The following is a 19,010-nucleotide window of genomic DNA, read 5'->3' on the forward strand; positions in this document are numbered from 1 at the left end:
GGTGTTCCGCCCTTACAGTCCGTGCTCGCTCAGCCAGAGGTTGAGCGCCGCGAGTTGCCAGAGCTTGGAACCGCGCAGGGGGGTGATGCGGTCGGCCGGATTGGTCAGCAGGCGATCGATCTCGGCGGTCTCGAACAGACCGCGATCTTGGCTCGGGTCCAGCAGCAGTTCCCGCACCCAGGTCAGGGTGTTGCCTTCCAGGTGCTTGAGGCCCGGCACCGGGAAATAGCCCTTGGGCCGGTCGATGACTTCCTGGGGAATGACCTTGCGCGCTGCCGCCTTGAGCACCTGCTTGCCGCCGTCGCCCAGCTTGAATTCGGCGGGGATGCGTGCCGAGAGTTCGGCCAGGCGATAGTCGAGGAAGGGCACCCGGGCTTCCAGGCCCCAGGCCATGGTCATGTTGTCGACCCGCTTGACCGGGTCGTCCACCAGCATCACGGTGCTGTCCAGGCGCAGGGCCTTGTCGACGCCGGCGCTGGCGCCGGGCTTGGCGAAGTGCTGGCGGACGAAGGTCTCGGCGGCGTCTTCCTCCAGGCGCACGCCGGCCTGCACGGTGGCGGCGTACTGGGCATAGTCGCGATCGAAGAAGGCGGCGCGGTAGGCGGCGAAGGGATCGGCGGCGCCATGCACCTGGGGATACCAGTGGTAGCCGGCGAAGAGTTCGTCCGCGCCCTGGCCGCTCTGCACCACCTTGCAGTGCTTGGAGACCTCCCGCGACAGCAGGTAGAAGGCGATGCAGTCGTGGCTCACCATAGGCTCGCTCATGGCCGAGAAGGCGCGCGGCAGCTGCTGGATGATCTCGTCCTCGGCGATGCGCAACTGGTGGTGGCGGGTGCCGTAGTGATTGGCGATCAGGTCGGAATACTGGAATTCGTCGCCGCGCTCGCCGCCGGCATCTTCGAAGCCGATGGAGAAGGTCAGCAGGTCCTTGACCCCCGAATCGTGCAGCAGGCCGACCAGTAGACTGGAATCCACCCCGCCGGAAAGCAGCACCCCTACCTCGCGCGCCGCCCGCTGGCGGATCGCCACGGCGTCCTTGAGGCCATGCAGGACCCGTTCGGCCCAGTCGTCCAGGGTGTAGCGACGCTCGTCTTCGTGGGGACCGTAGTCCAGGGTCCACCAGGTTTCCTGGTGCTGCTGGCCGGAGGCGTCCACGGTCATCCAGGTCGCCGGGGGCAACTTCTGCACGCCCTGCAGGATGGTGCGCGGCGCGGGCACCACGGCATGGAAATTCAGGTAGTGGTTGAGGGCGACCGGATCGATGCGGGTGTCGATGTCACCGGCTTCCAGCAGCGCGGGCAGGCTGGAGGCGAATCTTAGGCGCTTGTCGGTAAAGGACAGGTACAGCGGCTTGATGCCCAGGCGATCCCGGGCGATGAACAGCCGACCGCTGTCACGCTCCCAGATGGCGAAGGCGAACATGCCATTGAGCTTGGGCAGCATGGCCTTGCCCCAGGCGTGATAGGCCTTGAGCAGGATCTCGGTATCGCCGCCGGAGTGGAAGCGGTAACCCTTGGCTTCCAGCTCGCTGCGCAATTCCGGGTAGTTGTAGATGGCGCCGTTGAACACCATCGACAGCCCCAGCTCGGGCTCGATCATGGGTTGGCCCGAGGCTTCCGCCAGATCCATGATCTTCAGCCGCCGATGGCCCAGGGCGACCGGCCCCTGGCTATGGAAACCCCAGGCGTCGGGGCCGCGCTGTTCGAGGCGGTGGGTGATGCGCTCCACCGCGCTGATGGATGCAGGTTGACGATCGAAACGAAGCTCTCCGGCGATGCCGCACATGGTGCTGTGCCTCTTGAATCCTTGGGATGCGGCGCGGTGAGTTCAGTCCCGAACCCGGCGTGCGCATCCAATGCGTGTGGACTTCTCGCCATCCTTGAGAAGCCAATGCAGGGGCGCTGTGCGGGTGAACAGGGCAGGGGGCGGACAGTTCGTCTGTCTGGCGCCGCGGGCCTGAACGCACGCACCGACCGACAGCGGGTCTCAGAGAGGGTGGGGTACCGCCGGTCAGGGCCTCAGGTTACGAGCCCCGGGCGCGGCGGATGGTTCCATTGCAAAGGCCATGGCTGCCGTCACCGTCACAGGCGAGGCTGCAAAAACGACCTTTATATGTTATAATGTATCTTTAATCGGTGCGCAGGAGACATCCCGTCTCGGGCGCCCAGACCAGGAGACGCCTCATGAAACCCGGTATCCATCCCAACTATCGTCCCGTGCTGTTCCACGACACCACTTCGGACACCTACTTCCTGATCCGCTCCACCGCCGAGAGCGACCGTACCCAGGAATACGAAGGCGAGACCTATCCCTATATCAGCCTCGACGTATCCAGCGCCTCGCACCCCATCTACACCGGTGAGCAGCGCCAGATGAAGGTCGAAGGTCGGGTCTCCAGCTTCAACAAGAAGTTTGCCGGCTTCCCGGGCGGCAACAGCAAGTAAGCCCCTCGCGAGCAGCGCGCCGGCTCAGCGCGCGCTGCTGACCCCTTCTAGGGTGGCGAAGGAGGTGTCCTTGGCGGTCAGCAGGAAATCCTGCATGAAGGGCGCCTCCAGCATGTCTTCGCGGATCGCCGCATAGAGCGTCGCATACAGCCCTTTCTCGCCCAGCCGCCGCGCGGTCACATAGCCGCGCGAGCTGTACTCGTGGATCGCCCAGTTGGGCAGGCAGCAGACGCCACGCCCCGAGGCCACCAGCTGCAGCATCATCACCGTCATCTCTGCCGTGCGCACCGACAGCGGCTCGACATCGGCCGGATCGAGGAAGCGGGTGAAGATATCCAGCCGATCGCGCTCCACCGGATAGGTGATTTGGGTCTCCTGGGCGAGATCCTCGGGGACGATATAGGGCCGCTGCGCCAGCGGATGCTGGTTAGCTACCGCGAGCAGGGCCTCGTAGGTGAACAGCGGCACATAGGTCACCCCCGAGAGGTCCACCGGATCGGCCGTCACCACCAGGTCCAGATCGCCCCGGGCCAGCGCTGGCAGGGGCGCGAAGGAAAAGCCGGAGGCCAGGTCCAGCTCAACCTCCGGCCAGGAATCACGAAACTGGTCGATGGTCGGCATCAGCCACTGGAAGCAGCTGTGGCATTCGATGGCCATGTGCAGGCGCCCCGCCGTACCCCCCACCAGGCGCGCCAGATCCCGCTCGGCACTGCGCAGGTGCGGCAACACCGCGTCCGCGGTCTGCAGCAGCCGCAGGCCGGCACTGGTGAAACGGATGGGCTTGGTCTTGCGGATGAACAGCGGGGTACCTAGGCGCTCTTCCAGTTCCTTGAACTGATGGGAGAGGGCGGACTGGGTCAAGTGCAGTCGCTCTGCGGCTTCCACCAGGCTGGAGGATTCACGGAGAGCATGCAGGGTTTTCAGGTGACGGAGTTCGAACATGGCGCTGGTACTGGAGACAAAGGCGCATCATGAAGACTTTTCATGGTGCTGCCTATGCTCTAACGCCTCTGGCCAGTCCTTGCCGGTTCGATTGCCGGGTGAGTTCCGACCGTCCCCGAGCGGATTGCCCACTCGCGAGACGGCTCTTTCCGGGTCTCAGGCCGCGTTGCTGCCCTTGGTGGCCTGGGTCGGTTCCGAATGCGCCAGGAAGTCTTCCAGGGCCGCCCGCTCGGCGTCGGTGAACACCAGGCCCAGCTTGGTCCGCCGCCAGAGCACGTCATCGGCGCGAGTGACCCACTCGTGACGCTGCAGGTATTCCACCTCACGCACATGCAGATCGGCGCCTAGCACCGCACCCAGCTCTTCCACAGAGCGCGAACCGCCCAGCAGGGTCCAGACGCGGCTGCCGTAAGTGGTCGCCCAGCGTTGTGCCAGGGCGGGCGTCAGGCCGCTGACCTTGTCCAGCAATTCGCGGGTCAGCGCCTGGGGCGTAGTCATCTGCTCGCCACCGGGCAGCGGTGCCGAGGCGGTCCAGCTGTTGCCCAGCTGCGGAAAGAAAGGCTGCAGCTGCGCCATGGCCGATTCGGCCAGCTTGCGGTAGGTGGTCAGCTTGCCACCGAACACCGACAGCAGCGGCGCACCCTGTTCCTCGGCCAGCGACAGGGTGTAGTCGCGGGTGATGGCCGAGGGGTTGTCCGATTCGTCGTCGCACAGCGGGCGCACACCGGAAAAGGTGTGCAGCACATCGTCGCGGCTGAGCTGCTTGCGGAAGTGGGCGTTGGCCACACCGAGGACGTAGTCGATTTCCTGGTCGGTGATGGTCACCTTGGCCGGATCGCCCTGGTACTCGCGATCCGTGGTCCCCACCATGGTGTACTGGCCGAGATAGGGGATGGCGAAGACGATACGGCGGTCTTCGTTCTGCATGATGTAGGCCTGCTCGCCTTCGTACAGCTTGGGCACGATGACGTGGCTGCCCTGGATCAGGCGGATGCCATAGGGCGACTTCTGCTGCAGGTCCTGGCGGATGAAGCTGGCGACCCAGGGGCCGGCGGCATTGACCAGGCCCTTGGCGCGGATCTGCTGGCGGCCCTGGGGCCCCTCGACCTCGACTTCCCAGCGACCCTCGACGCGCCGGGCGCTGACGCAGCGGGTGCGGGTGAGGATGTCGGCACCCTTGTCGCGCGCCTGCATGGCGTTGAGCACCACCAGGCGGGCGTCGTCCACCCAGCAATCGGAATATTCGAAGCCGCGCTTGATCTCGGCCTTGAGCGGCCCCTGGGCATCGAACTTCAGGCCACGGGAGCCCGGCAGCTTTTCGCGCTTGCCGAGGTGGTCATAAAGGAAGAGACCGGCACGGATCATCCAGGCCGGACGCAGGTGCGGACGGTGGGGCAGGACGAAGCGCATCGGCTTGACGATATGGGGCGCCTTGGCCAGCAGCACCTCACGCTCGGCGAGGGCTTCGCGCACCAGGCGGAATTCGTGATGTTCCAGGTAGCGCAAGCCACCATGGATCAGCTTGCTGCTGGCGGAAGAGGTATGGCTCGCCAAGTCGTCGCGTTCACAGAGAAACACCGACAGACCCCGACCGGCTGCATCGGCCGCGATGCCTACACCGTTGATGCCACCGCCGATGACGGCGAGATCGTAAGTCCGGGGAGTTGCAGTGGGTGCCTGGGCCATGGTGCCTCCTGTGAAACGAACATAATTATTCGGTTTCGAACATAATAGCCCAGCAAAAACTCAGGTTCTAGCCAAGCCTGTGGCTTAAGACCGCTAAAACGAAAAAAAACGAATATAGACAGAGGTGAGGCGACGAATGGTCGTCGCCTCGAGGGATCAGCGCGGACGCGCCACTTCGACCTTGACCTGCCACTCGCGCAGGCAGCGTGCGAAGGCCGGGGAAGGCTCCTGCTCCGTGAACAGCTGGTCGATCTGTTCCAGGCTGCCGAGGCGGATCATGGCGTTGCGGCCGAACTTGCTGGAGTCGGCGGCGAGAAACACCTGGCGGGCGTTATGGATGATGGCCTGGGAGACGCAGACTTCCTGGTAGTCGAAGTCCAGCAGGGTGCCGTCTTCGTCGATGCCGCTGATGCCCACCAGGGCGTAGTCGACCTTGAACTGCTTGATGAAGTCGGCCGTGGCCTGGCCCACCACGCCGCCATCGCTGCGCACCTTGCCGCTGGCGATCAGCACGTCGAAGTCGTCCTTGGCGCTGAGAATGTTGGCCACGTGCAGATTGTTGGTGATGACCTTGAGGCTGCGATGCCCGAGCAGGGCATGGGCGATGGCCTCGGTGGTGGTGCCGATATTGATGAACAGCGAGGCGTGGTCGGGCACGGCTGCGGCCACGGCTTCGGCGATCAGACGCTTTTCCTCGCGCATCTGGCCCGCTCTCATGCTGTATTCGGTGTTTTCCACGCTGGAGTCGTGGGCGGCGCCCCCGTGGTAGCGCCGTAGCAGCCCGGCTTCGGCGAGCTGATTGATGTCACGACGGATCGTCTGGGGGGTGACGGAGAAATGCTGGGCCAGCTCTTCGATGCTGACGTAGCCGCGCTCACGGACCAGTTCGAGAATCTGCTGTTGGCGAGGCGCCAGGCTCATTACGGCTTCCTTGAGGTGATCGAGTAAATTCACAGAGGATGCCGTAGCTCTATCCGGGTGGAAAGCGCTTGTCGCGCAAAGCAAGACCGGCGTCGGAAGACGCCGGCCTGGTGGGGGAGTCTTGCGGGAAGCGGCCCGGCAGGTGCCGGTCGCCTCCCGGTCGGATTCGACTCAGTCCAGCGCCCAGCCGCGGGTACGCTCGACGGCCTTCTTCCAGCCCTTGTACAGGGTGTCTCTCTTGGTCGGATCACAGGCCGGTTCGAATACGCGCTCGATGGTGCTCTTGCTGCGCAACTCGTCCAGGCTGCTCCAGAAGCCGGTGGCGAGACCGGCCAGGTAGGCCGCGCCGAGGGCGGTAGTCTCCTTCATTTCCGGCCGCTCGACCCGGGTGCCGAGCACGTCCGACTGGAACTGCATGAGGAAGTTGTTGGCGGTGGCGCCGCCGTCCACCCGCAGGGACTTCAGGGCTTCGCCGGCGTCCTGCTGCATGGCGTCCAGCACATCGCGGGTCTGGAAGGCGATGGATTCCAGGGTGGCGCGAATGATGTGGTCCACCTTGACGCCGCGGGTCAGGCCGAACAGCGCGCCGCGGGCATAGGGATCCCAATAGGGCGCGCCCAGGCCGGTGAAGGCCGGGACCAGGTAGACGCCGTTGCTGTCGGTCACCTTGGTGGCGAAATACTCGGAATCCAGGGAATCGTTGATCACCTTGAGTTCGTCACGCAGCCACTGGACGGTGGAGCCGCCGTTGAAGATGGCGCCTTCCAGGGCGTAGTTGACCTCGCCGCGGGGACCGCAGGCGATGGTGGTCAGCAGGCCGTGCTGGGACTGCACCGCCTTCTCGCCGGTGTTCATCAGCAGGAAGCATCCGGTGCCATAGGTGTTCTTGGCCTGGCCCGGCTCCACGCACATCTGGCCGAACAGGGCCGCCTGCTGGTCGCCGGCGATACCGGCGATGGGGATGCCGGTGGTCTGGCCGCTACCCAGGTGCGCCTGGCCATAGACCTCGGAAGAGGACTTCACCTCAGGCAGCATCTCGCGCGGGATGTCCAGCACCTCGAGCATGGTGGCGTCCCACTCGCGCTTGTGGATATCGAACAGCAGGGTGCGCGAGGCGTTGGTGTAGTCGGTCACGTGGGCCTGACCCTGGGTCATCTTCCAGATCAGCCAGGTGTCCACGGTGCCGAACAGCAGTTCGCCGCGGCGGGCGCGTTCACGGCTGCCTTCGACGTGGTCGAGGATCCACTTGATCTTGGTGCCCGAGAAATAGGGGTCGATCACCAGGCCGGTGGTCTTGCGGATATGGTCTTCCATGCCGTCGCGCTTGAGCTGGTCGCAGATCGCGGTGCTCTGGCGGCTCTGCCAGACGATGGCGTTATAGATGGGACGACCGGTGGTCTTGTCCCAGACGATGGCGGTTTCACGCTGATTGGTGATGCCGATGGCCGCGATCTGCTCGTTGCTGATGCTGGCCTGGGCCAGGGCCTCGACGAACACCGCGCTCTGGGTGGCCCAGATCTCCATGGGATCGTGCTCGACCCAGCCGGCCTGCGGATAGATCTGCGCGAATTCGCGCTGGGCGATGGTCACCACGTTGGCATTGCGGTCCAGCACGATGGCGCGCGAACTGGTGGTGCCCTGGTCGAGCGCGACGATGTACTGCTTGTTCTGGTCGGTCATGGTCTTGTTCCTTATTGTGATTCGCGGCGATCAGGACGCTTTGGAGGCGGAGGTCACTTCGGTGCGGGCACTTTCCTCGGCCTTGGCCGGAACGTCGCAGGCACCGGAGGCCAGGCCGGGCAGATGGCGGCAGATCAGCGCCTTGTAACCGGCGGCGCCCAGGCAGGCACCGACGATGGGGCCGAAGATGGGAACCAGGAAGTAGGGGATGTCACGGCCACCGGTGAAGGCGATCTCGCCCCAGCCGGCAAAGAAGGTCATCAGCTTGGGTCCGAAATCCCGCGCCGGGTTCATTGCGAAGCCGGTCAGCGGGCCCATGGAGCCGCCGATCACGGCGATCAGCAGGCCGATCAGCAGGGGCGCGAGCGGGCCGCGGGGCAGACCGTTGCCGTCGTCGGTGAGGGCCATGATCATGGCCAGCAGGATCGCCGTGATGACGGCTTCGACGAGGAACGCCTGGCCAATCGACAGGGAAGGATGGGGATAGGTGGAGAAAACGCCGGCCAGCTCCAGGCTCGCCTGGCTGCCGCGGACCATGTTGTGGGCCTGTTCATAATCGAAAAACAGGCTGCTGTAGAGGCCGTAGACCAGAGCCGCGCCGCAGAAGGCACCGGCGACCTGGGCCAGGATGTAGGCGGGCACCTTGCGTCTTTCGAAGCCGCCGAACAGCCAGAGGGCGATGGTGACGGCCGGGCTGAGATGCGCGCCGGAGACCCCGGCGGACAGGTAGACCGCCATGCTCACACCCACGCCCCAGATGATGCTGATTTCCCACAGGCCGAGGGTGGCACCGCCGACCTTCGCGGCCGCCACGCAACCTGTACCGAAAAAGATGAGGAGGGCTGTGCCGAGGAATTCGGCGATGCATTGACCGCGTAGCGTTGGAGCGAGAAGAGTACTCATGGAGGAGCCTCGTGGTTGTTGTATTTATAGGTGGCCAGGGAGCCATTTGTTCGCAACCGAAAATCTAATTTCAAATATGAAAACTGTCAAAGCTCCTGAGCGCAAAAACAGTGACGACGTTCGACAATTCATTGCCGATGCGACGCCGCCTGCTATTTTGGTCATAGGACTTCTGGCGACAACCGGCCCGTTGGCAGGTCTCAAGAGGTAGCCGTTGCGGCCAGGGATCATCAGGGGTCTGGTGCCCGCGCGACGGCGACGCTCGCTGTTTTTCTTCTTCTGCTCAGGTAGCGCGCATGCCCCTAGAATTTCATCAGGTCGATGCCTTCACCGATCAGCCCTTTCGCGGCAATCCCGCCGCGGTCTACCGCCTGGACAGCTGGCCAGCCGACGAGCTGCTGCAGCGGATCGCCACCGAGCACAATCTTTCGGAAACCGCCTTCGTAGTGCAGGAGGGAGATACCTGGCGCATCCGCTGGTTTACCCCGCGGACCGAGGTGCCCCTGTGTGGCCATGCCACCCTGGCCGCGGCGCATGTCCTGTTCGAGGTGTATGGCGAGGCGGGCGACCGCCTGGCGTTCATCAGCCAGTCCGGCGTCCTGCGCGTGTTTCGCGAAGTGGACGGCCTGCTGGCGCTGGATTTCCCTGCGCTAGTGCCCACGGAGCTGGGGGTGACCCCCGAACTGGAGCGTGCCCTGCGGGTATCACCGGTGGATGCCCTGGCGGCGGACAAGCTGCTGGTGCTGTTGGAATCGGAACAGGCGGTACGGGACTGCAAGCCGGATCTGGCGGCCATCGCCCGGCTGCCCTGGCAGGGCGTCATCGTGACCGCGCGTGGCCAGGAGGTCGACTTCGTGTCGCGCTTCTTCGCCCCGGCGGTGGGCGTGGACGAGGATCCCGTCACCGGTTCGGCGCACTGCAGCCTGATTCCCTATTGGTCGCGGCGATTGGCCAAGCGGATGCTCACCGCCCAGCAGCTTTCGGCGCGGGGTGGGCAGCTCAGGTGTCGGCTGGAAGGGGATAGGGTCAGCATCGCCGGACGCGCGGTAACGGTCATGCGCGGGCAGCTGCTGCTGTGATGGGGAGACCTCGGCGGCCAGGGTGCGGCCGAGGTCTTCGGCTCCGGATCAGGCGTGCAGTGGCGGCTTGATGAGGAATTCGAGCAGCGCCTTCTGGGCATGCAGGCGATTTTCGGCTTCGTCCCAGACCACGGCGCGCGGGTCGTCCAGCAGGGTATGGCTGATCTCTTCGCCGCGGTGCGCCGGCAGGCAATGCATGAAGAGGACATCCGGCGCGGCGCCATCGAGCAACTCGGCGGTGACCTGGTAGGGCTTGAAGGCCGCCAGGCGCAGGCGGGTTTCCTCTTCCTGGCCCATGGAGGTCCAGACGTCGGTGCTGACCAGGTGCGCCTGGGCCACGGCCTCGCGCGGATCCCGGGTCAACCGGACGCGCTCGCCGGCGCGTTCGAGAAAGCGCGGATTGGGCTCGTAGCCTTCCGGGCAGGCGATGCGCAGATTGAAGTCGAGCTGTTCGGCCGCCTCGATATAGCTGTTGCACATGTTGTTGCCGTCGCCGATCCAGGCCACGGTCTTGCCACGGATATCGCCGCGGTGCTCGAAGAAGGTCTGCATGTCCGCCAGCAGCTGGCAGGGGTGCAGATCGTCCGACAGGCCATTGATCACCGGCACCTGGGAATGGGCGGCGAAGGTGGTCAGCATCTCGTGGGCGTAGGTGCGGATCATCACGCCGTCAAGCATGCTCGACATGACGCGAGCGCTGTCCGGGACGGGCTCGCCACGGCCGAGCTGGGTGTCCCGAGACGAGAGGAAGATCGCCTGGCCACCGAGCTGGATCATGCCGGCCTCGAAGGAGAGGCGGGTGCGGGTGGAGGCCTTCTCGAAGATCATGCCCAGGACGCGATTGCGCAGGGGCTCATGCAGCACGCCCCTGTTACGCAGGGCCTTGAGCTCGATGCCGCGTGCGATGAGTTGCCGGAGTTCCTCGGGGGAACAGTCCATGAAAGAAAGAAAGTGGCGAACCGTCATTTCGTTACCCTAGCGTCCCGTCCCGGTAACGGCCGTCCATGGAGGGCGCGGCGAACCTGAGAGCATGCCGTTTCAAACGGCGGAAAGACCAAAGGCGAAATGGTATAAGTTCATGTCGCATTTTACCACCATCCCAGCCTAGGCCCTTCGTTTCGAGCGGCTAGCCTGGGACGGGGTAGCGAAGGGGCGGTGCCTTACAGCAGGTCAGCGGGGACGTTGCCGCCGTTGTCGGCCAGCTTCTGCAGAACGGCCTTGTGCAGCCACATGTTCATCTGGGCGGAGTCGCCCATCTTGTCGGCGGGGCAGTTCAGTTCCTTGGCCAGCTCCTGGCGGGCGGTCAGGCTGCTGTCCAGGTCGAGCAGCTTGAGCAGGTCGACGATGGAGGTCTTCCAGTTGAGCTGTTCGCCTTTCTGGGCGGCCAGACCGTCAAGCTTGGCGGCGACGTCCACCTGGCTCATGGGGGTGGCGCCGGTCGGGGCGGCCGGGCTGCCGGCGGGTGCGGCGGTATCGGTCGCGCCGGTGGTGGGCGCAGCGGCGGGGGTATCCGCATGGGCTTCACCAATGCCGAGCTTCGAGAGGATCTTGCTGAACAGGCTCATGGAGTTCTCCTGGGTCTTGGATCAGGCGCACCGAGCGGCGCCTACCCTTAACCTGACCACGGCCCGGGCGCCAAAGTTTTGCCTGGCGCCGCTCGGGATGGTCATGGTGCTGGCGAACGGCCGGGTCGGAACGTGGTCGATTGCCAGGTCGAGCCGCGCCTGTCACGGGCTGGACGTCGCGGAAATCCCGGCGTTCCACCGGCCTTTCCGTTACAATCGTCCCACCGTATTAGCGAGGTGCATCGTGGACATCATCGATACCATCAAAGACCAGATTGCCAACAATCCCGTGCTGCTCTACATGAAGGGTTCGCCGAACGCGCCTCAGTGCGGCTTCTCTTCCCGTGCCGCTCAGGTGCTGATGGCCTGTGGCGAGAAATTCGCCTACGTCGACATCCTGCAGAATCCGGAAATCCGCGCCAATCTGCCCAAGTACGCCAACTGGCCGACCTTCCCCCAGCTGTGGGTCGGTGGTGAACTGGTCGGCGGCAGCGATATCCTCGCCGAACTCTACGAGAAGGGCGAATTGCAGACCCTGATCAAGCAAGCCGTGGAAACCAAGGACGCCTGAGTCCCTGGTCCACAAAAAAGCCCGCAATGTGCGGGCTTTTTTGTGGGCATCTGCCCGATCAATCGTCGTCGTCGTGCATCTGCGACTGGATGTAGTTCTCGATCCCGACACTGGCGATGAGGCTCAGCTGGGTTTCCAGCCAGTCGATGTGCTCTTCCTCGGATTCGAGAATGTCCTTGAGCATGTCGCGGCTGACGTAGTCCCGTACGCTTTCGCAGTAGGTGATGGCTTCACGCAGGTCGGCCACGGCGCTGATTTCCAGGCGCAGGTCGCACTGGATCATCTCCTGAGTGTTCTCGCCGATCATCAGCTTGCCCAGGTCCTGCAGATTGGGCAGGCCTTCCAGGAACAGGATGCGCTCGATCAGGCGATCGGCGTGCTTCATCTCGTCGATGGATTCCTTGTACTCGTGATGGCCGAGTTTGCGGATACCCCAGTCGTTGTACATCCGCGAATGCAGGAAGTACTGGTTGATGGCCACCAGTTCGTTGCCGAGGATCTTGTTCAAATGCTGGATGACGGTGATATCGCCTTTCATGGCCGGACCTGCGAATGGGGTGGGATTGCCGGCAGTCTGAGCGTGGAACAGTCCTTTGTCAAAAGCTTAAGTTGTTGAAAAATCGACGAAAATCGAACGGTAATCGGAAGCTTTTCCATCCTTTCCGTAAGCGTTTGATTAGACAATAAAAAAGCCGGACCCAGGTTCCGGCTTTTTTTACAGGGCTCGCGCTCAGGCGCGCGGCACGTCCAGCGCGTAGGCGAGCTGCTGGGCGCCGTGCAGTTCGCCGAGGGTTTCCTTGACCACCTGCTTGGCCAGGCAGGCGCACTTGCCGCACTGAGTGGCGCAACCGGTGCTTTCCCGAACTTCCCGATAACTGCAGCAGCCCTCGTAGATGGCTTCACGGATCTGCTTGTCGGTCACGCCACGGCAAAGACACACGTACATGGATCGCCTGCTGTATGAGTGGAGGTGCCGCCAAAGCTAATGACAATGAGAATGATTGTCAAAGTTGTAGGCGGCAAAATCTCATCAAAGGCAGGATCGGCGACGGACGGTCAGTCGAGATCGACCCAGCCACCCATCTCCCGCCAGCGATTGACGATGCCGCAGAACAGCTCGGCGGTCTTCTCGGTGTCGTAGCGGGCGGAGTGGGCTTCGCGGTTATCGAATTCGATGCCGGCCGCCTGACAGGCCTTGGCCAGCACCGTCTGGCCATAGGCCAAGCCGGCGAGGGTCGCGGTATCGAAGCTGGAGAAGGGGTGGAAGGGATTGCGCTTCAGGCCGCAGCGCAACACCGCGGCATTGAGGAAGCCCAGGTCGAAGCTGCTGTTGTGGCCGACCAGGATGGCCCTCTTGCAGCCGCTGGACTTGAGCGACTTGCGCACGCCCTTGAAGATCTCGCTGAGCGCCAGCTCTTCACCCACCGCCATGCGCAGCGGATGGTCGAGCTTGATGCCGGTGAATTCCAGCGCCGCTGCCTCGATGTTGGCGCCGGCGAAGGGCTCGACGCGGAAGAAGTAGGTGTGATCCGGATAGAGCACGCCTTCCTCGTCCATGGCCACGGTGGTGGCGGCGATTTCCAGCAGGGCATCGGTGGCGGCGTTGAAGCCGCCGGTCTCGACATCCACCACCACCGGCAGGTAGCCGCGGAAGCGACGTGCCATGGGGATGCGCGAGTCGGACATCGGCTGGCTGGCGTCCAGTTCGTCGCTGAAGGTCTCGTCCATGCTCATGCACCCACCTCCAGGCGCCAGCGCAGGGTCTCGCCGGCGCGCAGCGGAATCACCTCGTGGTCACCGAAGGGCAGGGAAGCCGGCGCCTGCCAGTCCTCGCGCACCAGGGTGACGGTCTCGGCATTGCGCGGCAGGCCGTAGAAATCGGCACCGAAGTGGCTGGCGAAGCCTTCCAGGCGGTCGAGGGCATCGCGGCTCTCGAAGGCCTCGGCATAGAGCTCCAGGGCGCCATAGGCGGTATAGCAGCCGGCGCAGCCGCAGGCCGCTTCCTTGGCGTGCCGCGCGTGGGGCGCCGAATCGGTGCCCAGGAAGAACTTGGGATTGCCGCTGGTGGCGGCGTCCAGCAGGGCGCTCTGGTGGGTGTTGCGCTTGAGGATCGGCAGGCAATAGAAGTGCGGCCGGATCCCGCCCACCAGCATGTGGTTGCGGTTGTACAGCAGGTGATGCACGGTGATGGTGGCGCCGACGTTGGCCGGGGCCTCGCGCACGAAGGCCGCAGCGTCGCCGGTGGTGATGTGCTCGAAGACCACCTTCAGCGTCGGGAAGCGCTGGACGATACGCACCAGGTGCTCATCGATGAATTTCTTCTCGCGATCGAAGACGTCCACCTCGGCATGGGTGACCTCGCCGTGCACCAGCAGCGGCAGGCCGATCTCGGCCATGGCTTCCAGGGTGGGGAAGAGGTTGTCCAGCGAGGTCACGCCGGAATCGGAGTTGGTGGTGGCGCCGGCCGGATAGAGCTTGGCGGCATGCACGAAGCCACTGGCCTTGGCGGCGCGGACGTCTTCCGGGCTGGTGCGGTCGGTGAGATAGAGCACCATCAGCGGTTCGAAGCGGCTGCCGGCCGGGCGTGCCGCCAGGATGCGCTCGCGATAGGCGGCGGCCTGCTCGGCATTGCGCACCGGCGGTACCAGGTTGGGCATGACGATGGCGCGACCGAATTCCCGGGCGGCGTCGGCGACGGTCTGCTGCAGGGCGGCGCCGTCGCGCAGGTGAATGTGCCAGTCATCGGGACGGGCAAGGGTGATCCGGTCGGTCATGCGGGATTCCAGGCTGCGGGAAAGTAGGGAAATGCTACCGGAAAAGGGGGTAGCCGGCACCCGTGCGGCGGGACCGCGCTCAAGTTTTCCGCGCCCTCGACCGATAAGAACCCCAGGTACTTTTTCTTTCCGGAGTCCGACGTGCGCCCGCGTTACCTCTTCCTTTCCTGTCTGCTGCTTGCCGTGCCGGCCTGGGGGATGACCTTCCAGAGCCGGCTCGAGAGCGTGGAATGGAAGGTGGAGGGTGACATCTTCGCCTGTCGCCTGCTGCAGCCCATCCCGCGCTTCGGCAGTGGTGGCTTCCTGCGCCGCGCGGGCGAGTCCACGGTGTTCGAACTGCGGCCCAATGGCCAGTGGTTGCCGGCGGGCAGCGCCAGCCTGAAGGCGGCGGCGGTGCCCTGGAAGCCGGGGCTGGGCGATATCAGCCTTGGCTCGGTCAAGGTGGTTGAGGGCGAGCAGGCGCTGGCCACCAGCGCGCAGCAGGCGCAGCGCCTGCTGGCGGGGCTGATGGAGGGGCGCATGCCCCAGGTGAGTCGCTCGGGGGCCCTGGACGACCGCGTCGAGGTGCGACTGTTGCCAGTGCGCTTCGAACCGGCCTACCAGCAATTCCAGGCCTGCACCCAGAAGCTGCTGGCGGTCAACTTCGAGCAGATCCGCCATTCCCAGGTCAATTTTCCGGGCGGCGGCGATACCCTGGACGACCTCGCCAAGGCCAAGCTCGACCTCATCGACGAATACCTGAACGCCGATCCGACGGTCAATCATGTCATCGTCTCCGGCTACAGCGACAACCAGGGCACCCGCCTGGACAACCGCCAGGAATCGCGGCTGCGCGCCATCGCCGTGATGGAGTACCTCAAGAGCAAGGGCTTCGCTGCGGAGCAGATCGAATTGCGCTTCTTTGGCGAGCAGTACCCCGTGGCGCCCAACACCAGCAAGGCCAATCGCGCGCTCAACCGCCGGGTGACCCTGGTGTTCTCGCGGGTCCCGCCGAGCGGCGAGCCGCCGGCTGCGCCAGCCACCAGTACCGCGGCCAATCCGCCCGAATCGCTGGCGCCCACCCCGGCACCGCCGGCCAAGCCCAAGGGCTGACCCGCCCCGACCGCATGTCGCCCAGACATCAGAGTGCGTCGCGCCCCTGTAAAAGCAGCGAGGCGACCAGTAGAATTGTCGCTTTCCGACTCAACGCAATACACGGGAGCGAACGGCATGGCGGATGTGAAGAAGGTAGTCCTGGCGTATTCCGGCGGCCTGGACACCTCGGTGATCCTCAAGTGGCTGCAGGATACCTATAACTGCGAAGTGGTGACCTTCACCGCTGACCTCGGCCAGGGCGAGGAAGTCGAACCGGCACGTGCCAAGGCCAAGGCCATGGGCGTCAAGGAAATCTACATCGACGACCTGCGCGAAGAATTCGTCCGCGACTTCGTCTACCCGATGTTCCGTGCCAATACCGTCTACGAAGGCGAGTACCTGCTGGGTACCTCCATCGCCCGTCCGCTGATCGCCAAGCGCCTGATCGAGATCGCCAACGAGACCGGCGCCGACGCCATCTCCCACGGCGCCACCGGCAAGGGCAACGACCAGGTGCGCTTCGAGCTGGGCGCCTATGCCCTCAAGCCGGGCGTCAAGGTGATCGCGCCCTGGCGCGAGTGGGACCTGCTGTCCCGCGAGAAGCTGATGGACTACGCCGAAAAGCATCAGATCCCGATCGAGCGCCACGGCAAGAAGAAGTCGCCGTACTCCATGGATGCCAACCTGCTGCACATCTCCTACGAGGGCGGCGTGCTGGAAGACACCTGGACCGAGCATGAAGAAGACATGTGGCGCTGGACCAAGTCGCCGGAAGCCGCGCCGGATACCCCGACCTATCTCGAGCTGACCTACCGCAACGGTGACATCGTCGCCATCGACGGCAAGGAACTGAGCCCGGCCACCGTGCTGGCCGAACTGAACCGCATCGGCGGCGAGAACGGCATCGGTCGCCTGGACATCGTCGAGAACCGCTATGTGGGCATGAAGTCCCGTGGCTGCTACGAGACCCCCGGTGGCACTATCATGCTCAAGGCCCACCGCGCCATCGAGTCCATCACCCTCGACCGCGAGGTGGCCCACCTCAAGGACGAACTGATGCCCAAGTACGCCAGCCTGATCTACACCGGCTACTGGTGGAGCCCCGAGCGGCTGATGCTGCAGCAGATGATCGACGCCTCCCAGGCCAACGTGAACGGCGTGGTGCGCCTGAAGCTGTACAAGGGCAACGTCATCGTCGTCGGCCGCAAGTCCGACGAGTCGCTGTTCGACGCCAACATCGCCACCTTCGAAGAAGACGGCGGCGCCTACAACCAGGCGGACGCGGCGGGCTTCATCAAGCTCAACGCCCTGCGCATGCGCATCGCCGCAGGCAAGGGCCGCACCCTGCTGTAAGGGTCGCCTGGCAACGCAAAACCCCAGCCTCGGCTGGGGTTTTTTATGGCTTACAGATCGAAGTCGTACTCGGAAATCTGCCGCTTCAGGCGGCGCTCTTCGAGCATGTTGTCGATCAGCCGCCGCTTGGTCAGGTTGGTCTTGCTGACGACGGGTTCGACGGTCTCGGGCGCTTCGCCATCGGTCTCGAAATCATCGTCTACATCGATATCGCTTTTGTCTTCGGCCATTGGTAACTCCTGCAAGGCTGGACAGGATCACACGCACTCATCGACAGGGCTGCGGGACCTTTTCGCGCACCTTATAACGACAAACCAGGGGCCGGTAAAAAAGATTTTTTCAATCGCCAAAGGGCTTTGACAGGCCCTTTTTCAATCGTCAGAGGTTTTCGCCTTGTATTCGCAGAGATCCTCGATCCGGCAGCTGCCGCAGCGGGGCTTGCGCGCCTGGCAGACATAGCGGCCGTGCAGGATCAGCCAGTGGTGGGCATCCAGCAGGAAATCCTTGGGCACCACCTTGAGCAGCCTGAGTTCGACCTCCACCACGTTCTTGCCGGGTGCAAGATTGGTTCTGTTGCTGACCCGGAAGATATGGGTGTCCACCGCCATGGCGAGCTGGCGGAAGGCGGTGTTGAGCACCACGTTGGCCGTCTTGCGGCCCACGCCGGGCAGCGCCTCCAGTTCCTCGCGGGTCTGGGGCACCTCGCCGCCATGGCGCTCCAGCAGCAGCCGGCAGGTCTCGATGACGTTCTTGGCCTTGCTGTTATAGAGGCCGATGGTCTTGATGTACTCCGACAACCCCTCCACGCCCAGGTCCAGGATGGCCTGGGGGGTGTTGGCCACCGGATAGAGGCGGGCGGTGGCCTTGTTGACGCTGACATCGGTGGCCTGGGCGGAGAGGATCACCGCGATCAGCAACTCGAACGGCGAGGCGTAGGCCAGTTCCGTCTTGGGATCGGGATTGTCCTCGTGCAGGCGGCGAAAGATCTCCAGGCGTTTGGCGGCGTTCATGGGCTGTTCGGGTATTCCAGTGCGGCGAGACGGTGGGCAGCCTGCTGAGCGGCGCCGCGCAGGGCAGCCAGTTGAGCGCTCTGCTCGGGGGTGGGCGCGCTACCGAAGGCGCGCTCGGCCTTGGTCAGCTGGGCACGCGCCAGGGTGGCGGCGATGCGTGCCTGCTTGAGGGCGGCGGGGTCGGTGGCTGGCGTCGCCAGGGCCGGCGCCCTGGCGGTGGCCGCTCCACGCTGCGCGCTGTCCAGGGCCACCTGGGCCTGCTCGGCGGCTTCGCGCAGTTGCTGCACCTGGGCCTCCAGGGCCGGTGTGCCGTACTGCGCCAGTTGCCGTTCGGCCTTTTGCAGGGCGACCCGGGCCATGGCGGCGGCGATCTTCAAGGGTTTGAGCGCAGCGTCCGCGGTGGCCGGCGTCTCCGCCGGCGTGCTGACTGCAGGAGGCACCTGCCGCCGCTGGCGTTCGGCCTCCAGGCGCTCGCGGTCGCGCTGCAGGCGCGCCTGGCGGGCGTCGAAGCGGCGGCGGTAGTACTGCGCGCGGCGACGCTCCGCCGGGCGATCGACCGGGGCCGGTACCGCCACCAGGTCGATGCAGTCCACCGGGCAGGGTGCCAGACACAGTTCACAACCGCTGCATTCGCTTTCGATGACCGTGTGCATCAGCTTGGCTGCGCCAAGGATGGCGTCGGTGGGGCAGACCTGGATGCACTTGGTGCAGCCGATGCAGTCGGCCTCGCGAATCACCGCGCGCTGGCTGGGCGTTATCGGATAGGGCGAGTCCAGGGGCAGTGCCGGACGCTGGAGCAGCGCCGAAAGCTCGAGGATGGTGGCCGTGCCGCCGGGTGGACACTTGTTGTGCGCTTCGCCCGCGGCGATGCCCGCCGCATAGGGCTGGCAACCGGGATGGCCGCACTTGCCGCACTGGGTCTGCGGCAAGAGGGCGTCGATGGCACTGATGAGGTTGGTTTGGGCGTTCATGGCTTGCACTTGAAAGGACGGCGCCCTGGGGCGCCGT

At 64.7% G+C, this 19,010-nt stretch carries 20 protein-coding genes; 5 read left to right on the top strand and 15 right to left on the bottom strand.

Translation table 11 applies throughout. The features are described from left to right. Window positions 1-12: 12 nt before the first annotated feature. Window positions 13-1,785, bottom strand: coding sequence for an N-acetylglutaminylglutamine amidotransferase (locus DBY63_RS10945; protein WP_027601310.1), 1,773 nt, complete (start codon window positions 1,783-1,785; stop codon window positions 13-15). 398 nt (window positions 1,786-2,183) lie between these two features. On the opposite strand from DBY63_RS10945, the gene DBY63_RS10950 reads away from it, so the two are divergent. After that, window positions 2,184-2,444 carry a type B 50S ribosomal protein L31 gene (locus DBY63_RS10950; protein ID WP_007162739.1) on the top strand — a complete coding sequence of 87 codons (261 nt, stop codon included), beginning with the start codon at window positions 2,184-2,186 and terminating at the stop codon, window positions 2,442-2,444. A 24-nt stretch (window positions 2,445-2,468) separates the two neighbouring features. On the opposite strand, the gene metR is transcribed toward DBY63_RS10950, so the two are convergent. The 5 genes from metR to DBY63_RS10975 all read right to left on the bottom strand — a co-directional run bounded on the left by metR (window position 2,469) and on the right by DBY63_RS10975 (window position 8,576). Then, complete coding sequence (metR, locus tag DBY63_RS10955; protein WP_007162740.1) at window positions 2,469-3,386, bottom strand: transcriptional regulator MetR; 918 nt, start codon at window positions 3,384-3,386, stop codon at window positions 2,469-2,471. Window positions 3,387-3,542: 156 nt separating this feature from the next. Then, on the bottom strand, window positions 3,543-5,072 hold the full coding sequence (gene glpD / locus DBY63_RS10960) for a glycerol-3-phosphate dehydrogenase (protein WP_108581933.1): 1,530 nt from the start codon (window positions 5,070-5,072) through the stop codon (window positions 3,543-3,545). Between the two features lie 156 nt (window positions 5,073-5,228). Continuing rightward, window positions 5,229-5,993, bottom strand: a complete 765-nt coding sequence (locus DBY63_RS10965) for a DeoR family transcriptional regulator (RefSeq protein WP_007162742.1) — start codon at window positions 5,991-5,993, stop codon at window positions 5,229-5,231. A gap of 171 nt (window positions 5,994-6,164) precedes the next feature. Continuing rightward, entirely contained in the window at window positions 6,165-7,673 is a 1,509-nt protein-coding gene (gene glpK, locus DBY63_RS10970) for a glycerol kinase GlpK (protein WP_027597604.1), read from the bottom strand. Window positions 7,674-7,703: 30 nt separating this feature from the next. Beyond that, complete coding sequence (locus DBY63_RS10975) at window positions 7,704-8,576, bottom strand: MIP/aquaporin family protein (protein ID WP_027597605.1); 873 nt, start codon at window positions 8,574-8,576, stop codon at window positions 7,704-7,706. Between the two features lie 296 nt (window positions 8,577-8,872). Between DBY63_RS10975 and DBY63_RS10980 the strand changes: the two genes are divergently transcribed. Beyond that, window positions 8,873-9,655: a PhzF family phenazine biosynthesis protein gene (locus DBY63_RS10980; protein WP_007162745.1), complete on the top strand. Its 783-nt coding sequence runs from the start codon at window positions 8,873-8,875 to the stop codon at window positions 9,653-9,655. A gap of 48 nt (window positions 9,656-9,703) precedes the next feature. Here DBY63_RS10980 and argF read toward each other — a convergent pair whose 3' ends face one another. After that, the gene (gene argF / locus DBY63_RS10985; protein WP_007162746.1) at window positions 9,704-10,621 is read right to left on the bottom strand and encodes an ornithine carbamoyltransferase; all 918 of its coding nucleotides are present in this window, start codon (window positions 10,619-10,621) and stop codon (window positions 9,704-9,706) included. 194 nt (window positions 10,622-10,815) lie between these two features. Next, the gene (locus DBY63_RS10990) at window positions 10,816-11,220 is read right to left on the bottom strand and encodes a DUF3597 domain-containing protein (protein ID WP_007162747.1); all 405 of its coding nucleotides are present in this window, start codon (window positions 11,218-11,220) and stop codon (window positions 10,816-10,818) included. 244 nt (window positions 11,221-11,464) lie between these two features. Between DBY63_RS10990 and grxD the strand changes: the two genes are divergently transcribed. Continuing rightward, on the top strand, window positions 11,465-11,791 hold the full coding sequence (gene grxD / locus DBY63_RS10995; protein WP_007162748.1) for a Grx4 family monothiol glutaredoxin: 327 nt from the start codon (window positions 11,465-11,467) through the stop codon (window positions 11,789-11,791). Between the two features lie 58 nt (window positions 11,792-11,849). On the opposite strand, the gene bfr is transcribed toward grxD, so the two are convergent. The 4 genes from bfr to pyrC form a co-directional block, all read right to left on the bottom strand. Continuing rightward, a complete protein-coding gene (gene bfr / locus DBY63_RS11000; RefSeq protein ID WP_027597606.1) occupies window positions 11,850-12,329 on the bottom strand; it encodes a bacterioferritin in 480 nt (159 codons plus the stop codon). Window positions 12,330-12,521: 192 nt separating this feature from the next. Beyond that, window positions 12,522-12,737 carry a bacterioferritin-associated ferredoxin gene (locus DBY63_RS11005; RefSeq protein WP_007162750.1) on the bottom strand — a complete coding sequence of 72 codons (216 nt, stop codon included), beginning with the start codon at window positions 12,735-12,737 and terminating at the stop codon, window positions 12,522-12,524. Between the two features lie 110 nt (window positions 12,738-12,847). Further along, window positions 12,848-13,525, bottom strand: a complete 678-nt coding sequence (rnt, locus tag DBY63_RS11010) for a ribonuclease T (RefSeq protein WP_108581934.1) — start codon at window positions 13,523-13,525, stop codon at window positions 12,848-12,850. Next, window positions 13,522-14,565, bottom strand: coding sequence for a dihydroorotase (gene pyrC / locus DBY63_RS11015; RefSeq protein WP_042138456.1), 1,044 nt, complete (start codon window positions 14,563-14,565; stop codon window positions 13,522-13,524). Before pyrC ends, rnt begins: the two co-directional genes overlap by 4 nt. A gap of 141 nt (window positions 14,566-14,706) precedes the next feature. Here pyrC and DBY63_RS11020 point away from each other — a divergent pair, with 141 nt between their 5' ends. Further along, a complete protein-coding gene (locus tag DBY63_RS11020; RefSeq protein WP_027601305.1) occupies window positions 14,707-15,657 on the top strand; it encodes an OmpA family protein in 951 nt (316 codons plus the stop codon). A gap of 117 nt (window positions 15,658-15,774) precedes the next feature. Next, a complete protein-coding gene (locus DBY63_RS11025) occupies window positions 15,775-16,992 on the top strand; it encodes an argininosuccinate synthase (RefSeq protein ID WP_007162754.1) in 1,218 nt (405 codons plus the stop codon). Window positions 16,993-17,042: 50 nt separating this feature from the next. Here the strand turns inward: DBY63_RS11025 and DBY63_RS11030 are convergent, their stop codons facing one another. The 3 genes from DBY63_RS11030 to DBY63_RS11040 form a co-directional block, all read right to left on the bottom strand. Next, on the bottom strand, window positions 17,043-17,222 hold the full coding sequence (locus tag DBY63_RS11030; protein WP_007162755.1) for a hypothetical protein: 180 nt from the start codon (window positions 17,220-17,222) through the stop codon (window positions 17,043-17,045). A 141-nt stretch (window positions 17,223-17,363) separates the two neighbouring features. After that, complete coding sequence (gene nth / locus DBY63_RS11035; RefSeq protein WP_027597609.1) at window positions 17,364-18,002, bottom strand: endonuclease III; 639 nt, start codon at window positions 18,000-18,002, stop codon at window positions 17,364-17,366. Then, window positions 17,999-18,973 carry an RnfABCDGE type electron transport complex subunit B gene (locus DBY63_RS11040; RefSeq protein ID WP_108581935.1) on the bottom strand — a complete coding sequence of 325 codons (975 nt, stop codon included), beginning with the start codon at window positions 18,971-18,973 and terminating at the stop codon, window positions 17,999-18,001. The genes nth and DBY63_RS11040 overlap by 4 nt, the downstream gene beginning before the upstream one ends. Window positions 18,974-19,010 lie beyond the last annotated feature (37 nt).

This window comes from Pseudomonas sp. RIT411 (assembly GCF_003057735.2).
Classification (GTDB): domain Bacteria; phylum Pseudomonadota; class Gammaproteobacteria; order Pseudomonadales; family Pseudomonadaceae; genus Chryseomonas; species Chryseomonas oryzihabitans.